General features: G+C 71.6%; 18 protein-coding genes. 9 read left to right on the top strand and 9 right to left on the bottom strand.

Translation table 11 applies throughout. The features are described from left to right. The first annotated feature begins 81 nt into the window (after positions 1 to 81). On the top strand, positions 82 to 1,644 hold the full coding sequence (guaA, locus tag D9V37_RS14225) for a glutamine-hydrolyzing GMP synthase (protein WP_121806849.1): 1,563 nt from the start codon (positions 82 to 84) through the stop codon (positions 1,642 to 1,644). Positions 1,645 to 1,660: 16 nt separating this feature from the next. Here the strand turns inward: guaA and D9V37_RS14230 are convergent, their stop codons facing one another. Genes D9V37_RS14230 through D9V37_RS14250 form a run of 5 tightly spaced genes read right to left on the bottom strand, consistent with a single transcriptional unit; the run spans position 1,661 to position 7,409 of the window. Continuing rightward, the gene (locus D9V37_RS14230) at positions 1,661 to 2,686 is read right to left on the bottom strand and encodes an amidohydrolase family protein (RefSeq protein ID WP_121806850.1); all 1,026 of its coding nucleotides are present in this window, start codon (positions 2,684 to 2,686) and stop codon (positions 1,661 to 1,663) included. Further along, positions 2,683 to 4,344, bottom strand: a complete 1,662-nt coding sequence (locus D9V37_RS14235; RefSeq protein ID WP_198412559.1) for an MFS transporter — start codon at positions 4,342 to 4,344, stop codon at positions 2,683 to 2,685. The genes D9V37_RS14230 and D9V37_RS14235 overlap by 4 nt, the downstream gene beginning before the upstream one ends. Positions 4,345 to 4,370: 26 nt before the next feature. Beyond that, positions 4,371 to 5,345 carry a VOC family protein gene (locus tag D9V37_RS14240; RefSeq protein WP_121806851.1) on the bottom strand — a complete coding sequence of 325 codons (975 nt, stop codon included), beginning with the start codon at positions 5,343 to 5,345 and terminating at the stop codon, positions 4,371 to 4,373. Beyond that, a complete protein-coding gene (locus D9V37_RS14245; RefSeq protein WP_121806852.1) occupies positions 5,342 to 6,028 on the bottom strand; it encodes a 4-carboxy-4-hydroxy-2-oxoadipate aldolase/oxaloacetate decarboxylase in 687 nt (228 codons plus the stop codon). The genes D9V37_RS14240 and D9V37_RS14245 overlap by 4 nt, the downstream gene beginning before the upstream one ends. A gap of 34 nt (positions 6,029 to 6,062) precedes the next feature. Beyond that, positions 6,063 to 7,409, bottom strand: coding sequence for an MFS transporter (locus D9V37_RS14250; protein WP_121806853.1), 1,347 nt, complete (start codon positions 7,407 to 7,409; stop codon positions 6,063 to 6,065). Between the two features lie 133 nt (positions 7,410 to 7,542). Between D9V37_RS14250 and D9V37_RS14255 the strand changes: the two genes are divergently transcribed. The 3 genes from D9V37_RS14255 to D9V37_RS14265 are packed head-to-tail and all read left to right on the top strand — an operon-like array spanning position 7,543 to position 9,925. Further along, a complete protein-coding gene (locus D9V37_RS14255; protein ID WP_121806854.1) occupies positions 7,543 to 8,460 on the top strand; it encodes a DUF6282 family protein in 918 nt (305 codons plus the stop codon). Continuing rightward, positions 8,457 to 9,245: an NAD(P)-dependent oxidoreductase gene (locus D9V37_RS14260; RefSeq protein ID WP_121806855.1), complete on the top strand. Its 789-nt coding sequence runs from the start codon at positions 8,457 to 8,459 to the stop codon at positions 9,243 to 9,245. The genes D9V37_RS14255 and D9V37_RS14260 overlap by 4 nt, the downstream gene beginning before the upstream one ends. A gap of 23 nt (positions 9,246 to 9,268) precedes the next feature. Continuing rightward, on the top strand, positions 9,269 to 9,925 hold the full coding sequence (locus tag D9V37_RS14265; RefSeq protein ID WP_198412560.1) for a GntR family transcriptional regulator: 657 nt from the start codon (positions 9,269 to 9,271) through the stop codon (positions 9,923 to 9,925). Between the two features lie 35 nt (positions 9,926 to 9,960). Here the strand turns inward: D9V37_RS14265 and D9V37_RS14270 are convergent, their stop codons facing one another. Further along, positions 9,961 to 10,764, bottom strand: coding sequence for an SDR family NAD(P)-dependent oxidoreductase (locus D9V37_RS14270; protein ID WP_158604480.1), 804 nt, complete (start codon positions 10,762 to 10,764; stop codon positions 9,961 to 9,963). 23 nt (positions 10,765 to 10,787) lie between these two features. Between D9V37_RS14270 and D9V37_RS14275 the strand changes: the two genes are divergently transcribed. The 3 genes from D9V37_RS14275 to D9V37_RS14285 all read left to right on the top strand — a co-directional run bounded on the left by D9V37_RS14275 (position 10,788) and on the right by D9V37_RS14285 (position 14,303). After that, on the top strand, positions 10,788 to 11,717 hold the full coding sequence (locus D9V37_RS14275; RefSeq protein ID WP_147455955.1) for an SDR family NAD(P)-dependent oxidoreductase: 930 nt from the start codon (positions 10,788 to 10,790) through the stop codon (positions 11,715 to 11,717). Between the two features lie 287 nt (positions 11,718 to 12,004). Further along, positions 12,005 to 12,964, top strand: coding sequence for a TIGR03557 family F420-dependent LLM class oxidoreductase (locus tag D9V37_RS14280; RefSeq protein ID WP_121806858.1), 960 nt, complete (start codon positions 12,005 to 12,007; stop codon positions 12,962 to 12,964). A 106-nt stretch (positions 12,965 to 13,070) separates the two neighbouring features. After that, a complete protein-coding gene (locus D9V37_RS14285; protein WP_121806859.1) occupies positions 13,071 to 14,303 on the top strand; it encodes a S1C family serine protease in 1,233 nt (410 codons plus the stop codon). Between the two features lie 20 nt (positions 14,304 to 14,323). On the opposite strand, the gene D9V37_RS14290 is transcribed toward D9V37_RS14285, so the two are convergent. Together D9V37_RS14290 and D9V37_RS14295 are read right to left on the bottom strand one after the other, a co-directional pair. Continuing rightward, entirely contained in the window at positions 14,324 to 15,328 is a 1,005-nt protein-coding gene (locus tag D9V37_RS14290) for a PDR/VanB family oxidoreductase (protein WP_121806860.1), read from the bottom strand. A 14-nt stretch (positions 15,329 to 15,342) separates the two neighbouring features. Then, positions 15,343 to 16,494, bottom strand: a complete 1,152-nt coding sequence (locus D9V37_RS14295; protein WP_121806861.1) for an aromatic ring-hydroxylating dioxygenase subunit alpha — start codon at positions 16,492 to 16,494, stop codon at positions 15,343 to 15,345. A gap of 77 nt (positions 16,495 to 16,571) precedes the next feature. On the opposite strand from D9V37_RS14295, the gene D9V37_RS14300 reads away from it, so the two are divergent. Further along, complete coding sequence (locus D9V37_RS14300) at positions 16,572 to 17,180, top strand: PadR family transcriptional regulator (protein WP_121806862.1); 609 nt, start codon at positions 16,572 to 16,574, stop codon at positions 17,178 to 17,180. Here the strand turns inward: D9V37_RS14300 and D9V37_RS14305 are convergent. Next, positions 17,177 to 18,097 (bottom strand): hypothetical protein, encoded by a 921-nt coding sequence (locus tag D9V37_RS14305; RefSeq protein WP_121806863.1) that lies wholly within the window; start codon positions 18,095 to 18,097, stop codon positions 17,177 to 17,179. The genes D9V37_RS14300 and D9V37_RS14305 overlap by 4 nt on opposite strands. A gap of 404 nt (positions 18,098 to 18,501) precedes the next feature. Between D9V37_RS14305 and D9V37_RS14310 the strand changes: the two genes are divergently transcribed. After that, positions 18,502 to 20,238 carry an ABC transporter substrate-binding protein gene (locus D9V37_RS14310; RefSeq protein WP_121806864.1) on the top strand — a complete coding sequence of 579 codons (1,737 nt, stop codon included), beginning with the start codon at positions 18,502 to 18,504 and terminating at the stop codon, positions 20,236 to 20,238. Positions 20,239 to 20,303: the final 65 nt, after the last annotated feature.

The raw sequence follows: 20,303 nt of genomic DNA on the forward strand, positions 1-20,303 counted from the left end.
CCCGGCCACCGGCCGCACCGGTTGGCCGTGATCCACCCCGACCGGTCCACGACCTCGGCCGCGCGACACTAGGCTCGTGGCGTGAGCACCGACCACGACCTCGTCCTCGTCGTCGACTTCGGCGCCCAGTACGCCCAGCTGATCGCCCGGCGGGTCCGCGAGGCGAAGGTCTACTCCGAGATCGTGCCGCACACCATGCCGGTCGAGGAGATGCTGGCCCGCAACCCGCAGGCGATCGTGCTCTCCGGCGGCCCCTCGTCGGTCTACGAGCCGGGCGCGCCGGCGCTCGACCCGGCGCTGGTCGACGGCTCGGTGCCGGTCTTCGGCATCTGCTACGGCTTCATGGCCATGGCGCAGGCGCTCGGCGGCACGGTGGCGCACACCGGCCAGCGCGAGTACGGCCGCACCACCGTGGAGGTGCTCGAGCCGGGCACGATCCTGGCCGCGCTGCCCGATCAGCTGAGGTCGTGGATGTCCCACGGTGACGAGGTCACCGCGGCGCCGGACGGCTTCACCGTCAACGCCCGCTCGCCGCGGGCCACGGTCGCCGCGTTCGAGAACGTCGAGCGGCGGCTGGCCGGCGTCCAGTGGCACCCGGAGGTCATGCACTCCGACCACGGCCAGGAGATCCTCGAGCACTTCCTGCACGAGGTGGCCGGGTGCCGCCCGACCTGGACGATGGTCAACATCGTCGAGGAGCAGGTCGAGCGGATCCAGCAGCAGATCGGCCCCGAGGGCCGCGCGATCTGCGGCCTGTCGGGCGGCGTCGACTCCGCCGTCGCGGCCGCGCTGGTGCAGCGCGCCATCGGCGACCGACTCACCTGCGTCTACGTCGACCACGGCCTGATGCGCCACGGCGAGACCGAGCAGATCGAGCGGGACTTCGTGGCCGCCACCGGCGCCGACCTGGTGGTGGTCGACGCCGAGAAGCAGTTCCTCGAGGCGCTGGCCGGCGTCAGCGAGCCGGAGGCCAAGCGCAAGATCATCGGCCGCGAGTTCATCCGGGTCTTCGAGGGCGCCGAGGCCGACATCGTCGAGCGCGAGCCCGGCAAGGTCGGCTTCTTGGTGCAGGGCACGCTCTACCCCGACGTCGTGGAGTCCGGCGGGGGAGCCGGCGCATCGAACATCAAGTCCCACCACAACGTCGGCGGCCTGCCCGAGGACCTGCAGTTCGAGCTCGTCGAGCCGTTGCGCACCCTGTTCAAGGACGAGGTGCGCCTGGTGGGCGAGCAGCTCGGCCTGCCGCCGGAGATCGTCTGGCGCCACCCCTTCCCGGGCCCGGGCCTCGGTATCCGGATCATCGGCGAGGTCACCCGCGAGCGGCTCGACATCCTCCGCGCCGCCGACGCCATCGCCCGCGCCGAGCTGACCGCCGCCGGGCTGGACCGCGACATCTGGCAGTTCCCGGTGGTGCTGCTGGCCGACGTCCGCTCCGTGGGCGTGCAGGGCGACGGTCGTACCTACGGCCACCCGGTGGTGCTGCGCCCGGTGACCTCGGAGGACGCGATGACCGCCGACTGGGCCCGGCTGCCCTACGACGTCCTGGAGCGGATCTCCACCCGGATCACCAACGAGGTGCCCGAGGTGAACCGCGTCGCGGTCGACATCACCTCCAAGCCGCCGGGGACGATCGAGTGGGAGTAGCCGGGCCGCAGCGCGCTCACGCCCTGCTGGTCGCCGCGGTGGCGAGCGCGGCGTCCAGGCGCGGGTAGACCCGCCTGACGTTGGTCTCGAAGACGTCCTGGCGGGCCCGGGCCGACAGCGCGGACGCCTCCACGTACCGACGCGTGTCGTCGAAGTGGTGTCCGGTGCGCGGGTCGACGCCTCGGACCGCGCCCACCATCTCGCTGGCGAAGAGCAGGTTCTCGGCTGCGACCACCTCGACCAGGAGGTCGATGCCCGGCTGGTGGTACACGCAGGTGTCGAAGTGGACGTTGTGCATGAGGTGATCCTCGAGCTCGGGCTTGCCGAGCATGTCGGCCAGTCCGCGGTAGCGACCCCAGTGGTACGGCACGGCCCCGCCACCGTGCGGGATGACCAGCCGCAGAGTGGGGAAGTCGGCGAAGAGGTCGCCCTGGAGCAGCTGCATGAACGCCGTCGTGTCGGCGTTGAGGTAGTGGGCGCCGGTGGCGTGGAAGACCGGCGTGCAGCTGGCCGAGACGTGCACCATGGCGGGCAGGTCGAGCTCGCAGAGCACCTCGTAGAGCGGGTACCAGTACCGGTCGGTCAACGGGGGCGACGTCCAGCGACCGCCGCTGGGATCGGGATTGAGGTTCGCCCCGACGAAGCCCATGGTGGCGACGCGCCGCAGCTCGCGCACCGCCGCGTCGACCGGCGCGCCCGCGGCCTGCGGCAGCTGGGCCGCGCCGGCGAAGTTCTCGGGGAAGGCGGAGACCACGCGCGCGACGAGATCGTTGCAGACCTCGGCCCAGGCCGTGCTGGTGGTGATGTCGCCCTCGTGGTGGGCCATGGCGGAGGCGCGGGGAGAGAACACGGTGAGGTCGGTCCCCCGCTCCGACTGCAGCCGCAGCTGGGTGTCGCGGACCGAGGCACGGATGTCCTCCTCGGGTATCGAGGGATAGGCCGGTGCTCTCACACCGGCAGCCCAGGCGGCGAGCTGCTCCTCCCGCCACTGGGTGTGCGGCGCGGGTGCGGTCGTGTAGTGACCGTGGGCGTCGATGATCACCGACGCCCTCCGCGGGCACCGGCGTCGCCGGTCTCGGGTGCCGCCTCGACGAAGGCGTGGCTGTGCTGACGGCCGCCGAGCAGCGCAGCGGCGATGAGCGCCGCGAGCAGGGCCGCGATGCCGCACACGAGGTAGGCGATGCCGTACCCGTGGGAGAGCGCCTGGAAGGCGACGTCCTTGAGCGGGTTCGGCGGGTCGGGGATGGCGTTGGCGCCGAGCGGACCGGATCCCACCGCCTCCTTGAGGCCCTCGGGCACCTTGGTCGAGGAGTTGAAGCCCGCCAGCGCCTGCTTCAGGCTGGGGGTGGCGCTGACCTTGGCGGCGATGGCGTTCGAGGCGTTGGTCAGGGCGATGGCGGCCACGATGGCCGGACCGAGGGTCAGCCCGAAGTCGCGCAGCATGCTGGTGGCGCCGCTGGCCATTCCGGCCTTGGCGGTCGGGACGCTGTTGACGGCCACGACGGTGATGGCGGTGACCGCGGTCTTGAAGCCGGCGCCCACGACCAGCAGGGGCACGGCGATCGCGGTCAGGCCCGGGTGCGTGGCGGGGATGGCCGCGAGGGCGACGTCGCCGATGCCGATGAGGGCCATGCCCGCGGCGAGCACCCAGCCCGGGTTGAAGCGCTGCAGCATCCGGGTGCTGACCGGGAAGAGGACCAGGCCCATGATGTTGAGCAGGACGAAGCCCACCGAGGTCTTCAACGGCGTGTAGTTCTGGATGGCCGAGAGCCTGATGCTGGTGCCGTAGGCCGTACCGAGGTAGGCGAACATCCCCAGCACGGTGACCACGGCCGAGACCGTGAACATCCGGTTGTTGAACAGCTCGAGCTGGATCAACGGCTTCTCGACCCGCCGCTCGACGATCACGAACAGGGCCAAGAAGACCACCGAGGCCACGAAGCTCCCGATGATGAGGGGGTCGGCCCACCCGTCCTCGGCGCCCTGGACGACGGCGTAGATGAGCGTGAAGAGCGCCACCGCGATGAGGACCTGGCCGGGCCAGTCCAAGGAACGTCCCTCGGGGGAGGACGAGGTGCGGGCCAAGGCGAGCGTCACGACGAGGCTGACCAGCGCCAGGACGGCCATGGCCAAGAAGGCCCAGCGCCAGCTGGCGAACTCCCCGCCGGCGTGGTGGACCCGGGCCAGCACGCCGCCCATCAGCGGCGAGACGAAGCCTCCGGTGGTCAGGGCGGCCGCCCACAACGACAGCGCCCGGGCACGCTCGTGCACGGTGTGCGTCCCGTGGGCGATCATCGCGATCGAGGTGGGGAAGATGGCCGCGGCCCCGATACCGGCCACGGCCTGCCCGGTGAGCAGCAGGAAGGCGCCGTGGCCCTCCGGGGTGAGGAAGGACAAGACACCGCCGAGCGCCATGAGTGCCGCACCGGCGGCGAGCAGCCGCTTGCGTCCGAAGAGGTCGCCCACCACGCCGAAGGAGAGCTCGAGCAGCGTCACCGGAACCATGAAGGCGTCGGAGACCCAGGTCAGCGTGGTCGAGGTGACGTGCAGGTCCTGGTTGACGTACCCCTGGGTGGTGGCGGGGATGCTCACCCCCACCTGGGCCACGAAGCACGCGGCGACGGCGGCCACGAGCGTGCCGGTGGCCAGTGCAGGGAGGACCGACGGACTCTCGTCGGGGCGTGCGACGGTCTCGCTCATGGGCTCTCGTCCTTCTCGTGCGCTGTTCAGTCGACCGGCGGGGTGCCGTGGGTGTGGAAGGTGTCGATGGTCTTCAGGCCCCAGGCCTGTCCCTTGGCCCGCTCGGCGGCGGTCCAGCTGACCGGCCGCCAGTCGGGGGCCAGCACCAGGCGCGCTCCGGCGTTGCACAGCTCGATGCGGTTGCCGGCGGGCTCGTAGACGTAGAGGAAGAAGGTCTGCTGGATGGCGTGCTTGTGGGGGCCGGTCTCGATGTGCACGCCGGCCTCCAAGAAGACGTCGGCCGCGCGCAGGATGTCCTCGCGCTGGTCGACGGCGAAGGCCACGTGGTGCAGTCGTCCCGAGGAGCCGGTCCGGTCGGCGGTGTGCACCAGGTCGTAGGTCTTCTCGCCGAGGTGATACCAGACCGCGGACGGCACACCGTCGTCCTGCACGATCTGCTCGGTGAGCTGGCCGCCCAGCTGGTCGCGCAGGAACGCGCCGGCGGCGGGGACGTCGGCCGCCAGGTAGTTGACGTGGTCGATGCGGCGGATGTTGGCGCCGCGCCCGGGGAACGGCTCCGCCTGGTTCTTCAGCGCCGGACGGGGTCGCTCGTCCCACTGCGTCTCGGCGTACCACTCGGTGTCCCAGTACAGGCCGAAGTCGTGGCCGTCGGGGTCGTGGAAGAGGTAGGTGCGCCCGATGCCCACCTCGCCGTCCACCCACGTCCCGCCGAACCCCGTGCGCTCGAGGTGCTCGACCCGTCGTTCCAGCGCCTGCGGTCCGGCGGCTCGCAGCCACGTGCGACCGATGCCCGGTCGGGAGGCGCCGGTGACCTTGACGGTGAAGCGCTCGTAGTCGTCCCACGCGTGCAGGTAGACCGAGTCGCCGTCGCGGGCGACCTCGGAGAACGCCATCAGCCGCACGAAGAAGTCGACCGTCTCCTCCGGTACGTGCGAGAAGAGCTCGACCGCGGAGAGGTGGGCGACGTCGCGCGGGCGGTCACCGCTGACCGAGGAGCTCATCGTGGCGCCTCCTCGTAGGTCACACCCAGGTCGGCGAGGACCTCACGCAGCTCGTAGCGGTCCAACCCCAGCTGCCCCTCCCGCAGCCGGGCACGGGTGGCCTCCTCCTTCTCCTCCCTGGCGGCCGAGGCGTCGATGACCTGGCGCAGCGACCGGCGTCCCACCACGCACACGCCGTCGTCGTCGGCGACCAGCGCGTCGCCGGGATGCACGACCACCCCACCCACGGCCACGGGTACGTTCACGGCGCCGGCCGTGGCCTTGACGCTGCCTTGGGCGCTGACGGCGCGTGACCAGACCGGGAAGGGCATGGCGCGCAGCTCCGCGACGTCGCGCACGCCCGTCGTGAGCACCGCCCCGCGCACGCCCCGCGAGCGCAGCGAGGTCGCCAGGAGCTCACCGAAGAGCCCGTCGGTGCAGGGGGAGGTGGTCGTGACCAGCAGGACGTCACCCTCTGCGCACTGCTCGACGGCGGCGTGGATCATCAGGTTGTCCCCGGGCCAGCACACCGCCGTCACCACCGAGCCGACGATGCGAGCACCCGGCACGCGGGCGACCAGGTCGGGTCCCAGGTAACCAGTGCGGCCGGCGGCCTCGTGGACCGTCGCCGTGCCGAAGCCGGCGAGCGCGTCGAGATCGCTCAGCGAGGGCCGGGGGACGCCGGTGACGACGACGTTCCTCACCGGTGATCCTCGGCAATGGTGGCGGTCGTGGTGCTCATGCGGCGGTCCTCTCGGTCGTCGGCGCGACGTCGACGGCGAAGTCGACGTCCTTGGTCTCCGGTCCCATGGCGGCGCCGAGGGCGATGAGCGCTCCGCCGAGCACGAGGAGGACCACCGGGGTCCAGGGCGCCGGCATCAGGTGGCCCAGCCAGTCCTGGTAGTAGGCGTAGCCGGCGGTCACCAGCAGCGGGGTGCTGTAGCCCAGGCCGAAGCCGCTGCCTCGCACCGCCGCCGGGAAGCGCTCGCACAGGTAGGAGGGCGTGACGGCGAACATGCTGGCCCCCGACACCCGGATGACCAGCGTCAGCACGAACACCGGCACGAGCCCCGAACGATGCCCTCCGGCGAGGTAGGCGAAGCACGCCGCACACACGACGCCGACGCCGAACCCGCAGGCCAAGAAGAAGGGCCGTCGTCCGATGCGGTCGACCAGCAGCCCGAAGAGCGGGAAGCACCCGGCGTGCACGAACTGGGCGAGCACGAGCACCCCGGTGATCTCGGTCGCGCTGAGCGTGGTCTGCGAGGCCAGCGACGCCGGGAGCAGGCCGGAGGCCATGTTGGAGGCGAACCAGACCCCGGTCATCAGCACGAAGACCTGCCCGAACGCGCGGCGCGAGGGGCCCAGCACCACCGTCCGCAGCGGGTTCTCACGTTTCGCGGCGACCGACCAGACCGGCGACTCCTTCACGGTGCGGGCGTAGAACACCAAGAACACCACCGAGAGCGCGGCGCCGACCAGGAACGGGATGCGCCAACCCCAGCGCACGTAGTCCGAATCCGGCCCACCGGCCGGCGCGAGGTGCAAGGTCACGAAGGTCAGCAACGAGATCGCGCAGTAGGCCAGCGGGAACCCGATGCTGACCAGGCCGCCGTACAGGCCGCGTCGGTGGTTGCCGGCCGACTCCATCGCCAGCGGGATGGCGCCGGTGTACTCCCCGCCCAAGAAGATGCCGTCGACCAGGCGCAGTGCGATGAGGACCCAGACCGCGCCGAGTCCCCAGCTGTCGTAACCGGGCAGCACGGCGATGAGCAGGGTCGTCACCCCGCAGCCCGCGACCGACCACAAGGTGACCCGGCGTCGCCCGACCCGGTCGGCGAAGCGACCGAAGACCACCGAGCCCAGTGGTCGACCGACCAGGGTGGCGACGAAGACCAGGGCCGCGATGAGTGAGGAGGTCGAGGCCGGCACGTCGGCGGGGACGAAGAAGGTGAGCGCGGGGGCCAGCGCGATGGTCGGCAGGTACACGTCGTACATGTCGACGAAGAAGCCGAACGCTCCGCCGATGGTGGCGGCGCGCAGCTGGGTTCGCGGCGGGGGGTCCTGCGAGGGGGTGGGATGCACGAAGCCTCCGATAGATTGTTGACAATCTCTTGGTTGTGAAGACTCTTGTCAAGCAAAAATCTGCGTTCTTGACCGCAAGCCTGTTACAGCGTCACAGTTACCCTCGATTGATTGTTGACAATCGAGGAGAGCGATGACCGAACATCAGGTGCCGAGCGATCGTGCGCGCGACCTGGTCCGCGGGGGATACGACACCCACGTCCACGTCGCACCGGACGTCATGGAGCGTCGTATCGACGACATCGACCTGTCCTCGCGCTTCCTCGAGGTCGGGCTCGCGGGCTTCGTGCTGAAGTCGCACTACGTCCCGACGGCCGAGCGGGCCTCGGTGGTGCGCAAGGCCGTACCCGGGATCGACGCGTTGGGTGCCATCACGTTGAACGCCTCGGTAGGCGGCCTGAACCCCGTGGCCGTCGAGATCGCCGCACGCCAGGGAGCCCGCGTGGTCTGGCTGCCCACCGTCGACAGCCTCAACCAGCGCCGGTCGCGAGCCGAGATGCCCGCCGGGGCCACACCGCCGATGTGGGCCGCGGTGCAAGACGACCTGCGCGACCAGGGCATGGAGCCCGACGCCGTCCACGTGGTCGACGACGCGGGCTCGCCGACGAAGGGCTGCCGCGATCTCCTGCAGCTGATCGCCCAGCACCAGATGACGCTGGCCACCGGCCATCTCTCCGGCCCGGAGATCGTCGCGGTGGTGGACGCGGCGGTCGACGCCGGGGTCAGGCAGGTCGTCGTGACCCACCCGGAGTTCACCTCCCAGCGCCTGCCCGTGGACGTCCAGCGTCGGCTCGCCGCCCGGGGTGCCCTACTGGAGCGCTGCTTCACCACGCCCCACACCGGCAAGGTCAGCTGGGAGACGATGATCGACAACATCCGCGCCACCGGCCCCGAGCACTCGGTCGTGTCCAGCGACCTGGGACAACCGTTCAACCCTCCGGTCGAGGACGGTCTCGCGCTGATGGCCGACCACCTGCTCGACGCCGGGTTCGACGAGGACGAGGTGGTCGTCATGACGCGTACGAACACCCTCGCGGTCGCAGGAGCATGACCACGGTCGCCGTTCTCGGTCTCGGTGAGGCCGGGTCGGCGCTGGTCGCCGACCTGGTCAGCGCCGGTGCCCGGGTCCGGGCCTACGACCCCGTGGTGGAGTCGCCGCGCGGGGCGCTCGCCTGCGCGGGGGAGGCCGAGGCGGCCGCCGGCGCCGACCTCGTGCTCAGCGTCAACAGTGCCGAGGCGGCCACAGCCGCCCTCGATCGCGGCCTGGCGGGTTGTTCGCCGACCTCGGTGTGGGCCGACCTCAACACGGCGTCGCCCGCGCTGGAGGTCGAGCTGGAGAACCTCGCGTCGCTCGCCGGCGTCGGTTTCGCCGACGTCTCGCTCATGGCCCCGGTACCGGGTCGGGGTCTGCGAACGCCCATGCTGGCATCGGGAATGGGCGCTTCCCGTCTCGCGGACCTGCTGGTCCCGCTGGGGTCCGGCGTCGAGGTACTGGACGCACCGGCCGGTGAGGCCGCACGCCGCAAGCTGCTACGCAGCGTGTTCTTCAAGGGCATGGCCGCAGCCGTCGTCGAGGCCCTCTCGGCGGCGGCGGTGCTGGGTCTCGAGGACTGGATGCGCGAGCTCGTCGCCGACGAGCTGACGGGCGCCGACGCCGACTTCGCGGACCGTTTGGAGACCGGCAGCCTGCGTCACGCCGTTCGACGCACCGAGGAGATGTCGGCCGCCGCAGCGATGCTCGACGAGCTGGGCGTGCCGACGCGGGTGACCCTGGCCAGCCGCGACTGGCTCGCGGACCTGCGGACCGTCGACACCGGTAGGATCGTCGCACCCTGACGCGGCCGGACCGGGAGTGAGCGATGACCGCAGCCGGCGATGCCGAGATGGTCCACGGGCACCTGGCCGACCTGGTGCGAGAGGCGATCCTGGTCGGCGAGCTCGAGCCGGGTGACCGACTGGTCGAGGCCGACCTCGCGGGCCGCTACGGAGCGAGCCGCGGCGCGGTGCGGGCGGCCTTGATGGAGCTCGCTCACGAGGGTCTGGTCGAGCGGCTCCCGAACCGCGGTGCCCGGGTGCGCGAGGTGGGTCTGGCCGAGGCGATCGCCATCACCGAGGTCAGGCTCGCGGTCGAGGCGCTGTGCGCAGCGAAGGCCGCCGAGCGCGTGAGCGACGAGCAGATCGCCGAGCTGCGATCACTGGGGCGGCAGATGCAGACCGCGGTGGCCACGGGCGACGTCGAGGTCTACTCCGGCCTCAACCAGCTCCTGCACAGGCGCATCCGAGAGATCAGCGACCAGCCCGTGGCCGCGCAGGTCCTCTCCCGCCTGCGGGCCCAGAACGTCCGCCATCAGTTCGCTCTGGCTCGACGGCCGGGACGGGTGCAGGTCTCCCTGCCCGAGCACCTGGCCATCATCGACGAGATCTGCGCGCGCAGTCCGGGCGGGGCCGAGCGAGCCGTGCGCCGCCACATCACCAGCGTCCTGGAGGAGCTGCAACGCACCGCGGAGGAGGTGTGAGGCGCAGACCGATCACTTCCAGGTGGCGCTTCTCATCAGACCCGGTGGCTGCGGCGCGAGGCGAGCTCGAACGCCGGCCCCACCAGCCGGTCGTAGACTCCCGGCAGCAGCCGGAACGCGGCTAGCAGCACGTGGTTGCTCCACGAGGTCTGGTGCTCCAGACGCCGCGATCCGGCCGCACGCAGGACGACCGCGGCGGCCCGGTCGGCGGAGATCGTCGGCGGGGGAGGGGCGTTGACGCCGCCGGCCGCGTCGAGGGCGTTGTCGTAGATGGGGGTGTCGACGCTGCCCGGGGACACGTGGGTGATGCGCACCTGGCGCAGGTCGCGGTTCTCGATGCGCAGCTGACGGGCCAGTGCCCGCACGCCCCACTTGCTCACCACGTACGGCGTCATCTCCGGTACCGCGAGGTGGCCCAGCAGCGAGCCGACGAGCACCAGGTCGCCGCGCGCCTGACGTCGCAGCACCGGCACCACGTGCCGGGCCACGGCGGCGCTGCCCAGCAGGTTCGTGTCCAGCGTGGTCTCGAAGTCCTCGGCGCACACCTCCTCGGTGCGGCCGTAGGCGACCACTCCGGCGCAGTGCAGCACCGCGTCGATACGGCCGTGCCGGTCGAGCGTGCTGCGGACCAGCCCCGCCACGGAGGCGTCGTCGCGGACGTCGGTGGGCACGACGAGCACCGATGCGGCCCCGGCCTCGCGGCACTCCTCGGCGCACTCGACCAGGTCCTCGCGGGTGCGGGCCCCGAGCACCAGGTGGTCACCGCCGCGCGCCGCGAGGCGGGCGGTCGAGCGCCCGATGCCGCTGGAGGCACCGGTCACCACGACCACGCGGTTCACGCCCGCTCCGTAGATTGGTGGGCGTGGCCCGGTCGGTGATGGTCGTGGGCGGCACCTCGGGCATCGGGCTGGCCGTCGCCCGCCGCTGCGTCGAGCGCGGCGACCGCGTCACGCTGGTCGCCCGCGACGAGGCCCGCCTGGCGCGGGTGGCCACCGACCTGGGCGGTCGCGACGCCGGCGTCGCCTATCGTGCGGCCGACGTGGTCGACCGGGAGGCCGTGACCGGCGCCGTCGAGCACGCGCTCGAGCGGCACGGGCGGCTCGACACCGTCGTCACCACGGCCCAGGCGATGGTCTACGGCCGGGTGGAGGAGGTGCCCGCCGCCGCGCTGAGCCGGATGCACGAGGTGGCGGTCGTCGGCACCTCCCACCTGGCCGGGGTGGCGCTGCCGGCGTTCCGGGCCCACGGGTCGGGCAGCCTGGTGGTGGTCGGCTCGCTGCTCTCGCAGATCGCGGTGCCCGCGATGGGTGCCTATTGCGCGGCCAAGGCCGCCCAGCACGCCCTGGTGCGCACCTTGCAGCAGGAGGTCCGCGACGACCCCCGGGTGCGGGTCGCGCTGGTGCTGCCCGGGGCCGTCGACACCCCGATCTACCAGCAGGCCGCGAGCTACGCCGCCAGCGCGGGCTCCGCTCCGCCGCCGGTGGTCGGCGCCGATCGCGTCGCGGCGGTGTGCCTGGCCGCCGCCGAGGGCCGGACGCGTCCGGTGGTGCACGTCGGCGTCGCCAACCGCGCCGCGGTGCTGGGCTACCGCTGGGCGCCCTGGCTCTACGACCGCCTGGCCGGTCCCCTGGTCGACCGCGTCGTGCTGCGGGGGCCGACCCTGACCGAGCCGCAGCCGGGCAACCTGTATGAGCCCCATCCGGCGCAGGAGGGGATCTCCGGCGGCTGGACGACGTGGGGCCGGCTGCGCGACCGGCGCGGCCGCGCGCGCTGGCGGCGACGCGAGCCCTGACAGACACCGTGGGGTGGGTCGGGGGATGGGCAGGCTGAGCGCCCGCATGGCGGCTCCTTCGTCAAAGGCGCAGCGTGACGGGAGGTGGGGTGCCTCCGTCGCGTCTGGGGCCGTGGTGGAAGCGGGGCTCCTCGCCACGGTAGGACCTCGGACCCGTCGGGCGGCCCACCCCGGGGGGCCGCACCCGCGGCGGAGGCCCGCAGGGTCTCGACAAGGACCCGGCGGGGTGGAGCCCGACCTCGATGCCGCGTGAGAGACAGGTGTCTCGACGACGAAGGAGGCGTGAGGTGGAGCTGGGCTTCTTCCTCTCGTGCGAGGAGTTCGAACCCGAGGACCTGCTGGTCCAGGCACGGGCGGCGACCGACGCCGGCTTCACCAGCCTGTGGATCAGCGACCACTACCTGCCGTGGAACGACGCGCAAGGCTCATCGGCGTTCGTCTGGTCGGTGATCGGCGCCCTCTCCCAGGTGACGGACCTGCCGATCACCACCGCGGTCACCTGCCCCATCGTGCGCCAGCACCCCGGGCTGGTCGCCCAGGCGGCTGCGACCTGCGCGGTCCTCACCCGCGGCCGCTTCGTCCTGGGCATCGGCACCGGTGAGGCGCTCAACGAGCACGTCTTCGGCGACCGCTGGCCCGGCTTCGACACCCGGCTGGAGATGCTGGAGGAGTCGGTGGAGGTCATGCGGATGTTGTGGGAGGGCGGCTTCGTCTCCTGGCGCGGCGAGCACTACGAGCTCGACCACGCCCGCATCTACACGCTGCACGAGCAGCCCGTGCCGGTCTACGTCTCCGGTTTCGGCCCCAAGGCGACCGACCTCGCGGCCCGCATCGGCGACGGGTACGTCAACGTCGCTCCCGAGGGCGACCTGGTGCGTCGGTTCAAGGACGCCTCCGGGGGCAAGCCCGCGCAGGGCGGGGCGAAGGTCGCCTACGCCCCGACCCGCGACGAGGGCATCGACCTGGCCCACCGGATCTGGCCCAACGACCAGCTGCCCGGCGAGCTGGCCCAGGTGCTGCCCTCCCCGCGCCACTTCGAGCAGGCCTCGGAGCTCGTCACCCGCGAGATGGTGGCCGACGCGGCGGTGGCGGGTCCGGACCCCGAGGTCCACCTCCAGCAGGTCGAGGCCTACCGGGAGGCCGGCTACGACCAGATGTACGTCTCGAACATGGGTCCCCACTACCTCGACATGATCGAGTTCTACGGTCGCGAGATCATCCCGACGCTCGGTGGCAGCACCAGCTGAGACCGCCGCCCGCGTCGTCTCAGGCTCACCTCATGGGCTTCTCGGGACCCCCTCACCGCTGCCACAGCGCAGCCACAAGGAGGCGGGTCACTCTCGCTGAGTGACCATGACCGAGCCCGCACCGCTGCCGCCCACCCCGCCCGCTCCGCCCACGTCGAGCCGCACCCGACGCCGACGGCTGGCGATGTTCATGGCCGGCGGGACGCTGGTGGTCACCGGTGCTGCGGCGGGCGGGGTGGCGGTCGGCGCGCAGCTGCACGGCGGCACCACCCAGCAGGAGACGTCGACGTCGACCACGCGCCAGTGGCAGGGCGGCTACGGCGGGTGGAGCGACGGGTCGCCCGGCGGGTCGAGCGGTGGCTCGTCCAGCGGCGGCATGCAGGGGATGCAGGGCCAGGGTCTCCAGGGCCAGCAGCAGACCCAGGATCAGACGAGCGACCAGACCACCAGCGACGCCACGACGTCCCAGACCAGCGGGCTGGTCTTCATCACCTCGACGCTGGCCGACGGCGAGGCCCGGGGCACCGGCATCGTGCTGACCTCCGACGGCGAGATCGTCACCAACCACCACGTGGTGGCCGGGGCCACCAAGATCGAGGTCACCATCGCCTCGACGAACAAGACCTACACCGCCACCTACGTCGGCGGCGACAGCACCAAGGACGTCGCCGTGCTGCAGCTGGAGGACGCCTCCGGGCTCACCACGGCCAAGACCAGCACCGCGGCGGTCAGCGTCGGCGACACGGTCACCGCCGTCGGCGACGCCAACGGCGACCGCGGCACGATGACCGCCGCGCCGGGCACGGTCACCGCCACGGACGAGTCGATCACCGTCTCCGACGAGGACGGCACCAAGCACCGGCTCACCGGGCTGGTCGAGATGGACGCCGACCTGATCTCCGGCGACTCCGGGGGAGCGGTGCGCGACTCCGACGGCACCGTCGTGGCGATGAACGTGGCCGCCTCCAGCGGTTCGGCGAACGTGACCGGCTACGCGATCCCGTGGGCCACCGTCACCTCCGTGGCCGACCAGATCACCGCGGGCCAGGCCAGCAGCGAGGTCACCCTGGGCACCTCGGGCTACCTGGGCGTCGGCATCTCCACCCAGAGCGGTGGACCGCTGGTCGTCGAGGTCACCAAGGGCGGTCCGGCGGCCGACGCCGGCATCGAGGCCGGCGACACCATCACCTCCGTGGGCGGCACCAACGTCAGCACGCGGGCCCAGCTGAGCAAGGCGATCACCTCGCACGCCGGCGGCGACGAGGTGAGCATCACCTGGACCGATAGCGACGGCGACTCCCACACCGCGACCGTGACGCTGGACAGCATCGTCGCCTGAGCCGGCAGGTGCCGGGGGCCTCAGCGGACGTCGACCACCACGCGCGCGGTGCCGCTGACGCCTTCGCCGGGCGGCACCGCGGCGCGGGAGACGCAGACGCAGAGCCGGTCGTCGGCGGCCTTCTGGTCGTCGTCGAGGAAGACGTCGCGGTGGTCGACGCGGCCGCTGACCTCGAGCAGCCGCACCACGCACAGCCCGCACTCGCCCTTGCGGCAGTCCGAGAGCACGGGCACGCCGGCCTCCTCGAGGGCGTCGAGCAGGGTGGTGTCGGCCGGGACGCGCACCTCGCGCGACAGGCGCGGGACCTCGACGACGAGCTCCTGGGCCTCCCACGAGCCGCTGTTGCCGAAGGTCTCGAACCGCAGGTCGACCGCCGGGAGCCCGGCCGCGCGCCAGGCGCGCCGGACCGCGTCCATCAGCCCGATCGGACCGCACTGGTAGAGCTCCGTGCGCCCGGGCCGCGCCGCGACGTCGGCCACGAGCGCCTGGACGTCGAGCCCGGTGCCGTCGTCGTCGACGTGCAGCTCGAGCCGGTCGCCGTGCGTCGCGGCGAGCTCGGCGAGGTAGGGCATCGTCGCCCGGCTGCGACCGACCACGACCAGCCGGTAGTCCGCGCCGCGCGAGCGCAGCGTCTCGGCCATGGCCAGCAGGGCGGTCAGGCCGATGCCGCCGGCCAGCAGCACGTATCTGGGCGCGCCGACGCCGAGCGGGAAGCTCTGCAGCGGCGCGGTGACGGCCAACCGCTCGCCCGGCTCGAGTGCGTGCATGCGGCGTGAGCCGCCGCGGCTGGCCGGCGAGAGCGCCACGGTGAGGGTGAGGCGCCGGCCGCCGTCGTCGCTGCGCACCACCGAGTAGGACCGGGTCAGCGTGCGGGTGCCGTTGCTCAGCCGCAGGTCGACGTGGGTGCCGGGGCGGGCGTGCACCGGCTCGTCGGGCTCGAGCACCACACGGCGGACGCCATCGGCCACCGCCTCGACGTCGGCGACCGTCGCGGTGCCCCACCGCACGGTGGACTCGACGGCCATCAGCTGCTCACTGCTCAGCCGACCGGGCGCAGCCGCGGCGCGGCGGTGCCCGATCCCGGGCCGGATCCAGGGCCGGCTCCCGCGTCGGGGTCACGGCCCTCGGCGGCCAGCATCTCGTCGAGGATGCGCCGCACCCACATGCCGCCGCCGTCGACGTTGAGGCTGTAGAAGGCGTGGTCGGGGTTGGCGTCGATGGCGCGCTGCTGGGCGATGAGCATCGCCTCGTCCTCGGCGAACACCCCGTGGACGCCCTCGCGCAGCTGGGTGGTGATCAGCTGGCTCTCGAGCCGGTAGTTGCGCATGAAGGCCCAGAAGTAGTGACAGGTGCGGTCGGTCGCGGGGGTGATCGTGTTCATCACGTAGCCGTTGACGCCCTGGCTGCGGTCGCCCTCGGGCGCACCGGTGCCCGCCTTGGCGACTCCGACGTCGATGCAGATCGTGCCGGGGGCCTCGTAGTGGATGATCTGCCAGCGGTCGACCTTGCCGGAGAAGCCGGGGAAGGCATCGCGCATGTTCTTGAGCCAGAACGGCGGCGGGTCGATGTCGCGCATCCACCGGGCGACGGTGGCGCGACGCTCGCCGTCGCGGGTCACCTCGAACTCCGACTCGCTCAGCTCGGCCTGGCCGATGCTGCCGGCGTGGACGAACTCCTCGTGGGTGAGGTCCATCAGGTTGTCCAGCACCAGCTGGTAGTTGCAGCCGGCCTCGATGGTGAGGCCGTCGCCGGCCCAGGCGGGGTCGTCCATCTGGTGCATGTCGGGGACCAAGCCGGGGTCGGCGAGGTCGGGGTCGCCCGGCCAGACCCACACGTAGCGGTAGCGCTCGAGGACCGGGTAGGCCGGCACCGCGGCGCTGGGGTTCACGGTGCGCTGGGCGGGCATCGCGGTACAGCGGCCCGAGGAGTTGTAGCGCAGCCCGTGGTAGGGGCACTGCAGCTCGTCGCCGCGCACGGTGCCCATCGACAGCGGGGCGAGCCGGTGCCAGCAGGCGTCGGCCAGCGCGCTGACGGTGCCGTCGGAGGTGCGCCACAGCGCCATCGGGACGCCGGCGACGGTGCGGGCCATCGGCGCCTTGGCGGTGACCTCGTGGTCCCACGCCGCGACGTACCAGGCGTTACGGGGGAAGTCGAAGACCTTGGCCGTGACCGACCGGGGAGGGGTGTCCATGCCGTCTCCAAAGTACCTATGGGCAGAGGGATGTCGTCGCCGTCACAGTACCTACCGACAGAGGTATCGTCCAGGGGGTGAGCCTCCCGCACGCGCTGCTCGCGCTGCTCAGCGGACGCGAGATGACCGGCTATGAGGTCTCCCAGCAGTTCGGCCGCTCGACGGCGCACGTCTGGCAGGCCCCGGACTCCCAGATCTACCCCGCCCTGCGCCGCCTGGCCGAGCAGGGTCATCTGGAGGTGGAGGAGGTCGACGACGGCGGCCGCGGCACCAAGAAGCGCTACCGCGTGACCGACGCCGGCCTGGACGAGCTGCGGTACTGGCTCGCCTCGCCGACCCAGTACCGCCGCCAGCGCGACCCGGCCTACCTCAAGGCCGCCTACCTGGAGTGGGCCGAGCCGGCCGTGGTGCGCGAGCTGCTCACCGAGCACATCGCGTTCCACGCCGAGCACCTCGAGCTGCTCGAGCGCACCCGCGCCACGCTGCTCGACGGCTCGCACCCGACGCTGGCCCGACGCCTCGAGCGGCACCCGGTCGCCGAGCACGAGCAGATCGTGGCCTGGAAGGTTTTCGCCTACGACGGCCTGATCGACCAGGCCCGCACCGAGATCGCCTGGGCCCGGCGCGGGCTGGACCTGGCCGACCGGCTGGCCGGCCAGGTCACCGATCGGGTCGGGCGGGCCTAGGCCCGACCCACCACGAACCGGCCGACGGCTGCGCCGTTCTTGAACAGTCGCACCACCTTGGCGTGACGACGGTTGTGGTTGACGAAGCGGTAGGACGCCTTCTCGCCGGGCCCCTGGCTGACGGTGAAGCGTCGGTGGCCGTTGACCGTCACGACCCACTGCACGTCGCGGCCCGCCGTGGTGCCGTTCGGCTGGGCGTTGGAGACGAAGCGGAACCCGACGGCGTGCCGGGTCTGGTGCACCACGCGGCTGCCGGTGACGTCCACGACGACCGGCGCGTCGACCTGGGCGCTCTGGTTGGTGAACCGGTACTGCGTCGCGCCGAGCCCGACGCGCGTCAGCACGCCCTGCTGCACCAGATCGGACGCACCGATGCCGGCGTACACGATGGTCGCGTTGGAACCGAGCCTGCCGGACCAACCGTGGAGCGATCCGTGGTCGGTCGCCCCGGACGCGCCGTCGTGGAGGGGGGCGGCGTTCTCGCAGTAGGTGGCGTTCTGCGCCAGGTCGCTGCCGGTGAAGTCGGTCGTGTCCTTGTTGAGCCAGACGTCGGTGCCACCGTAGGCCTGCTCGCCGATCAGCTCGCAGTCCACGGTGCCGTCGCCGTCACCGTCGACGTCGTACTTGATGCCGGGGCGGTTGTCGGTGCCGCTCCAGTCGTAGTCGACCGTGACCACCTGCGAGAGCGGCACGTTCGCCCGCCAGCGCAGCACGACGTAGGAGCCGTTCGCGTCGGGGACGTCGACGGCGATGCCGTCGCCGGTGAACGAGTGGCTGGCCTGGCCGCCGTCGCCGTTGGCGACACCCGGTAGCTCGACCAGGTCCGACGGGCGGATCTGCTGGCTGGCTGCGGCGTGCGCCGCGCCGGGGACGGCGAGCACGGAGATGGCGGCGGCAGCAACGATGATGCGCTTCAACTTCGCTCCTTCGAGAAAGACATGGCGCGGCTGGGGGTGCGCGCCGGGTCCGGTGACGTGCATGGTCGACAGCGCCGACGCGCCGCGTCCTGGCGTTGCGAAAAGTCGAGGTGAGTCGACGGTGGACGAAACGCGCAGACATACCGTCGACCTCACAAATCGACCGGATTCTTTCCCAGGACCCGGCGCCGCGGACGGATCGCTCGGCCCGGTGCGACTGCGCCGTGCAGGCCCCGCAGCCACCTACGCGGGCGCTGCTCCGCAGGGTCGATCCGTCCCAAATCGTGACCCGATCGCCGCCGCGTCGTGATCCACCTCACGACGAACCGGTGGTCTCATGGCCCGATCGGCGCGGGTGCGTCGCCGTCGTCCCGGTCCGCCGGGGACCTACTCGGAGGAGATCCATGACGAAGAACCAGGTGCGCGCCGCTGCAGCGGTCCTCGCCCTCGGCTCGCTCGCCACGACGCTGGCCGCGTGCGGTGGCAGCAGCAGCGGCGGCGGGAGCGACAACGCCAAGGCCACCAGCGGCGGCACGCTCTACTACTACGTCGACAAGCCGGTCGAGCACACCGACCCGCAGCGCACGTACGTCGGCAAGGACATCACCAACTGGACCCGGTTGGTCTACCGGCAGCTGGTCGCGTTCCCGATCTCGACCGACGCCGACGTGGCCAACAAGCCGGTCGCCGACCTGGCCACCGATACCGGCACCTCGAGCAACAACGCCGAGACCTGGAAGTTCACGCTCAAGGACGGCGTGAAGTGGCAGGACGGCAAGGCCGTCACCTGCGACGACTTGAAGTACGGCGCCTCGCGCGCGTTCGCCACCGACGTCATCACCGGTGGCCCGAACTACATCCTCACCTACCTCGACGTCCCCGAGGGCAAGGACGGGCTGCCGGAGTACACCGGCCCGTACAAGTCCTCGGCCGCGGGCAAGGCCGCCTTCGACAAGGCGATCACCTGCGACGGCAACACCATCACCTACAACTTCAAGAAGCCGTGGCCCGACTTCCCGCTGGCCGTGGCCTCGCTGCACATGATGGACCCCTACCGGCAGGACAAGGACCAGGGCAACAAGTCCAATTACCAGATCGTCTCCAACGGTCCCTACAAGCTGCAGGGCGCCTGGGACAAGGAAAAGGGCGCGACGCTGGTCCGCAACCCCAACTACGCCAAGTCCACCGACAGCACCAAGATCCGCAAGGCGCTGCCGAGCAAGATCGTCTTCGAGTTCGGCATCCAGGCCGAGACGATCTACGACCGGCTGATCGCCGACTCCGGCAACGACAAGTACGCCGTCACCTCCAAGAGCGTGCCGCCGGCGTACTACTCGCGGATCACCGGCGCGGTCGCGAAGCGCACGGTGAACGTCAAGGCGCCTTACATGGAGTACGCGCTGCCGAACTTCAAGAAGCTGACCAACGTCAAGGTCCGCCAGGCCCTGGCCATGGCCACCGACCAACAGGGCTACATCGATGCCGGAGGCGGCAGCAAGGCCTACGGCGCGGCCAAGTCGATCGTGAACCCGGCGGTCAACGGCTACAAGGAGAACCCGGCCTTCGCCGACATCCCGGAGAAGGGCGACGCCGCCGCGGCGAAGAAGCTGCTGCAGGAGGCCGGGGTGAGCATCCCGTACCCGATCACCTACACCTACCCGAGCTCCGACACCCAGGACAAGCAGGCCGCCGCGCTCAAGGAGGGCTGGGACGCCGCCGGCTTCAAGACCACGCTGGACGGTCTGGGCGACACCTACTACGACGTGGTGCAGAAGCCCAGCAACAGCGCCGACGTGATCTGGGGCAGCTGGGGTGCCGACTGGCCGTCGGCCATCACCGTCACGCCGCCGCTGTTCGACAGCCGGCCGAACCTGTCCTCGGCCTCCAACGGCCAGGACTACGGCAACTACAAGTCCGACGCGTTCAACGCCCTGGTCGACAAGGCGCAGGAGTCCGCCGACCTCAACGCCCAGACCACGGCGCTGCAGCAGGCCGACGCCCAGCTGGGCAGCGACGTCGCCTACATCCCGCTGGCGGTCGACAAGTTCTACATGACGCGCGGGTCGAAGGTGACCGGGTACGTCGTCGACCCGGCGTCCTCGATGTACCCCGACCTGGGGGCCATCGGCGTCCAGCAGTAGCAGCTGTCCCACCGGCCCGGCCCGGACCACCTCGCGGTGGTCCGGGCCGGGCCCGTTTTCGCTCA

The sequence above is a fragment of the Nocardioides mangrovicus genome, from assembly GCF_003674065.1.
Lineage (GTDB): Bacteria > Actinomycetota > Actinomycetes > Propionibacteriales > Nocardioidaceae > Marmoricola > Marmoricola mangrovicus.

Coding starts and splice junctions, on each gene's coding strand:
- D9V37_RS14235 (WP_198412559.1), bottom strand. CDS start 4,344: ATGAGCGAGACCGTCGCACGCCCCGACGAGAGTCCGTCGGTCCTCCCT.
- D9V37_RS14240 (WP_121806851.1), bottom strand. CDS start 5,345: ATGAGCTCCTCGGTCAGCGGTGACCGCCCGCGCGACGTCGCCCACCTC.
- D9V37_RS14255 (WP_121806854.1), top strand. CDS start 7,543: ATGACCGAACATCAGGTGCCGAGCGATCGTGCGCGCGACCTGGTCCGC.
- D9V37_RS14260 (WP_121806855.1), top strand. CDS start 8,457: ATGACCACGGTCGCCGTTCTCGGTCTCGGTGAGGCCGGGTCGGCGCTG.
- D9V37_RS14265 (WP_198412560.1), top strand. CDS start 9,269: ATGACCGCAGCCGGCGATGCCGAGATGGTCCACGGGCACCTGGCCGAC.
- D9V37_RS14285 (WP_121806859.1), top strand. CDS start 13,071: ATGACCGAGCCCGCACCGCTGCCGCCCACCCCGCCCGCTCCGCCCACG.
- D9V37_RS14290 (WP_121806860.1), bottom strand. CDS start 15,328: ATGGCCGTCGAGTCCACCGTGCGGTGGGGCACCGCGACGGTCGCCGAC.
- D9V37_RS14295 (WP_121806861.1), bottom strand. CDS start 16,494: ATGGACACCCCTCCCCGGTCGGTCACGGCCAAGGTCTTCGACTTCCCC.
- D9V37_RS14310 (WP_121806864.1), top strand. CDS start 18,502: ATGACGAAGAACCAGGTGCGCGCCGCTGCAGCGGTCCTCGCCCTCGGC.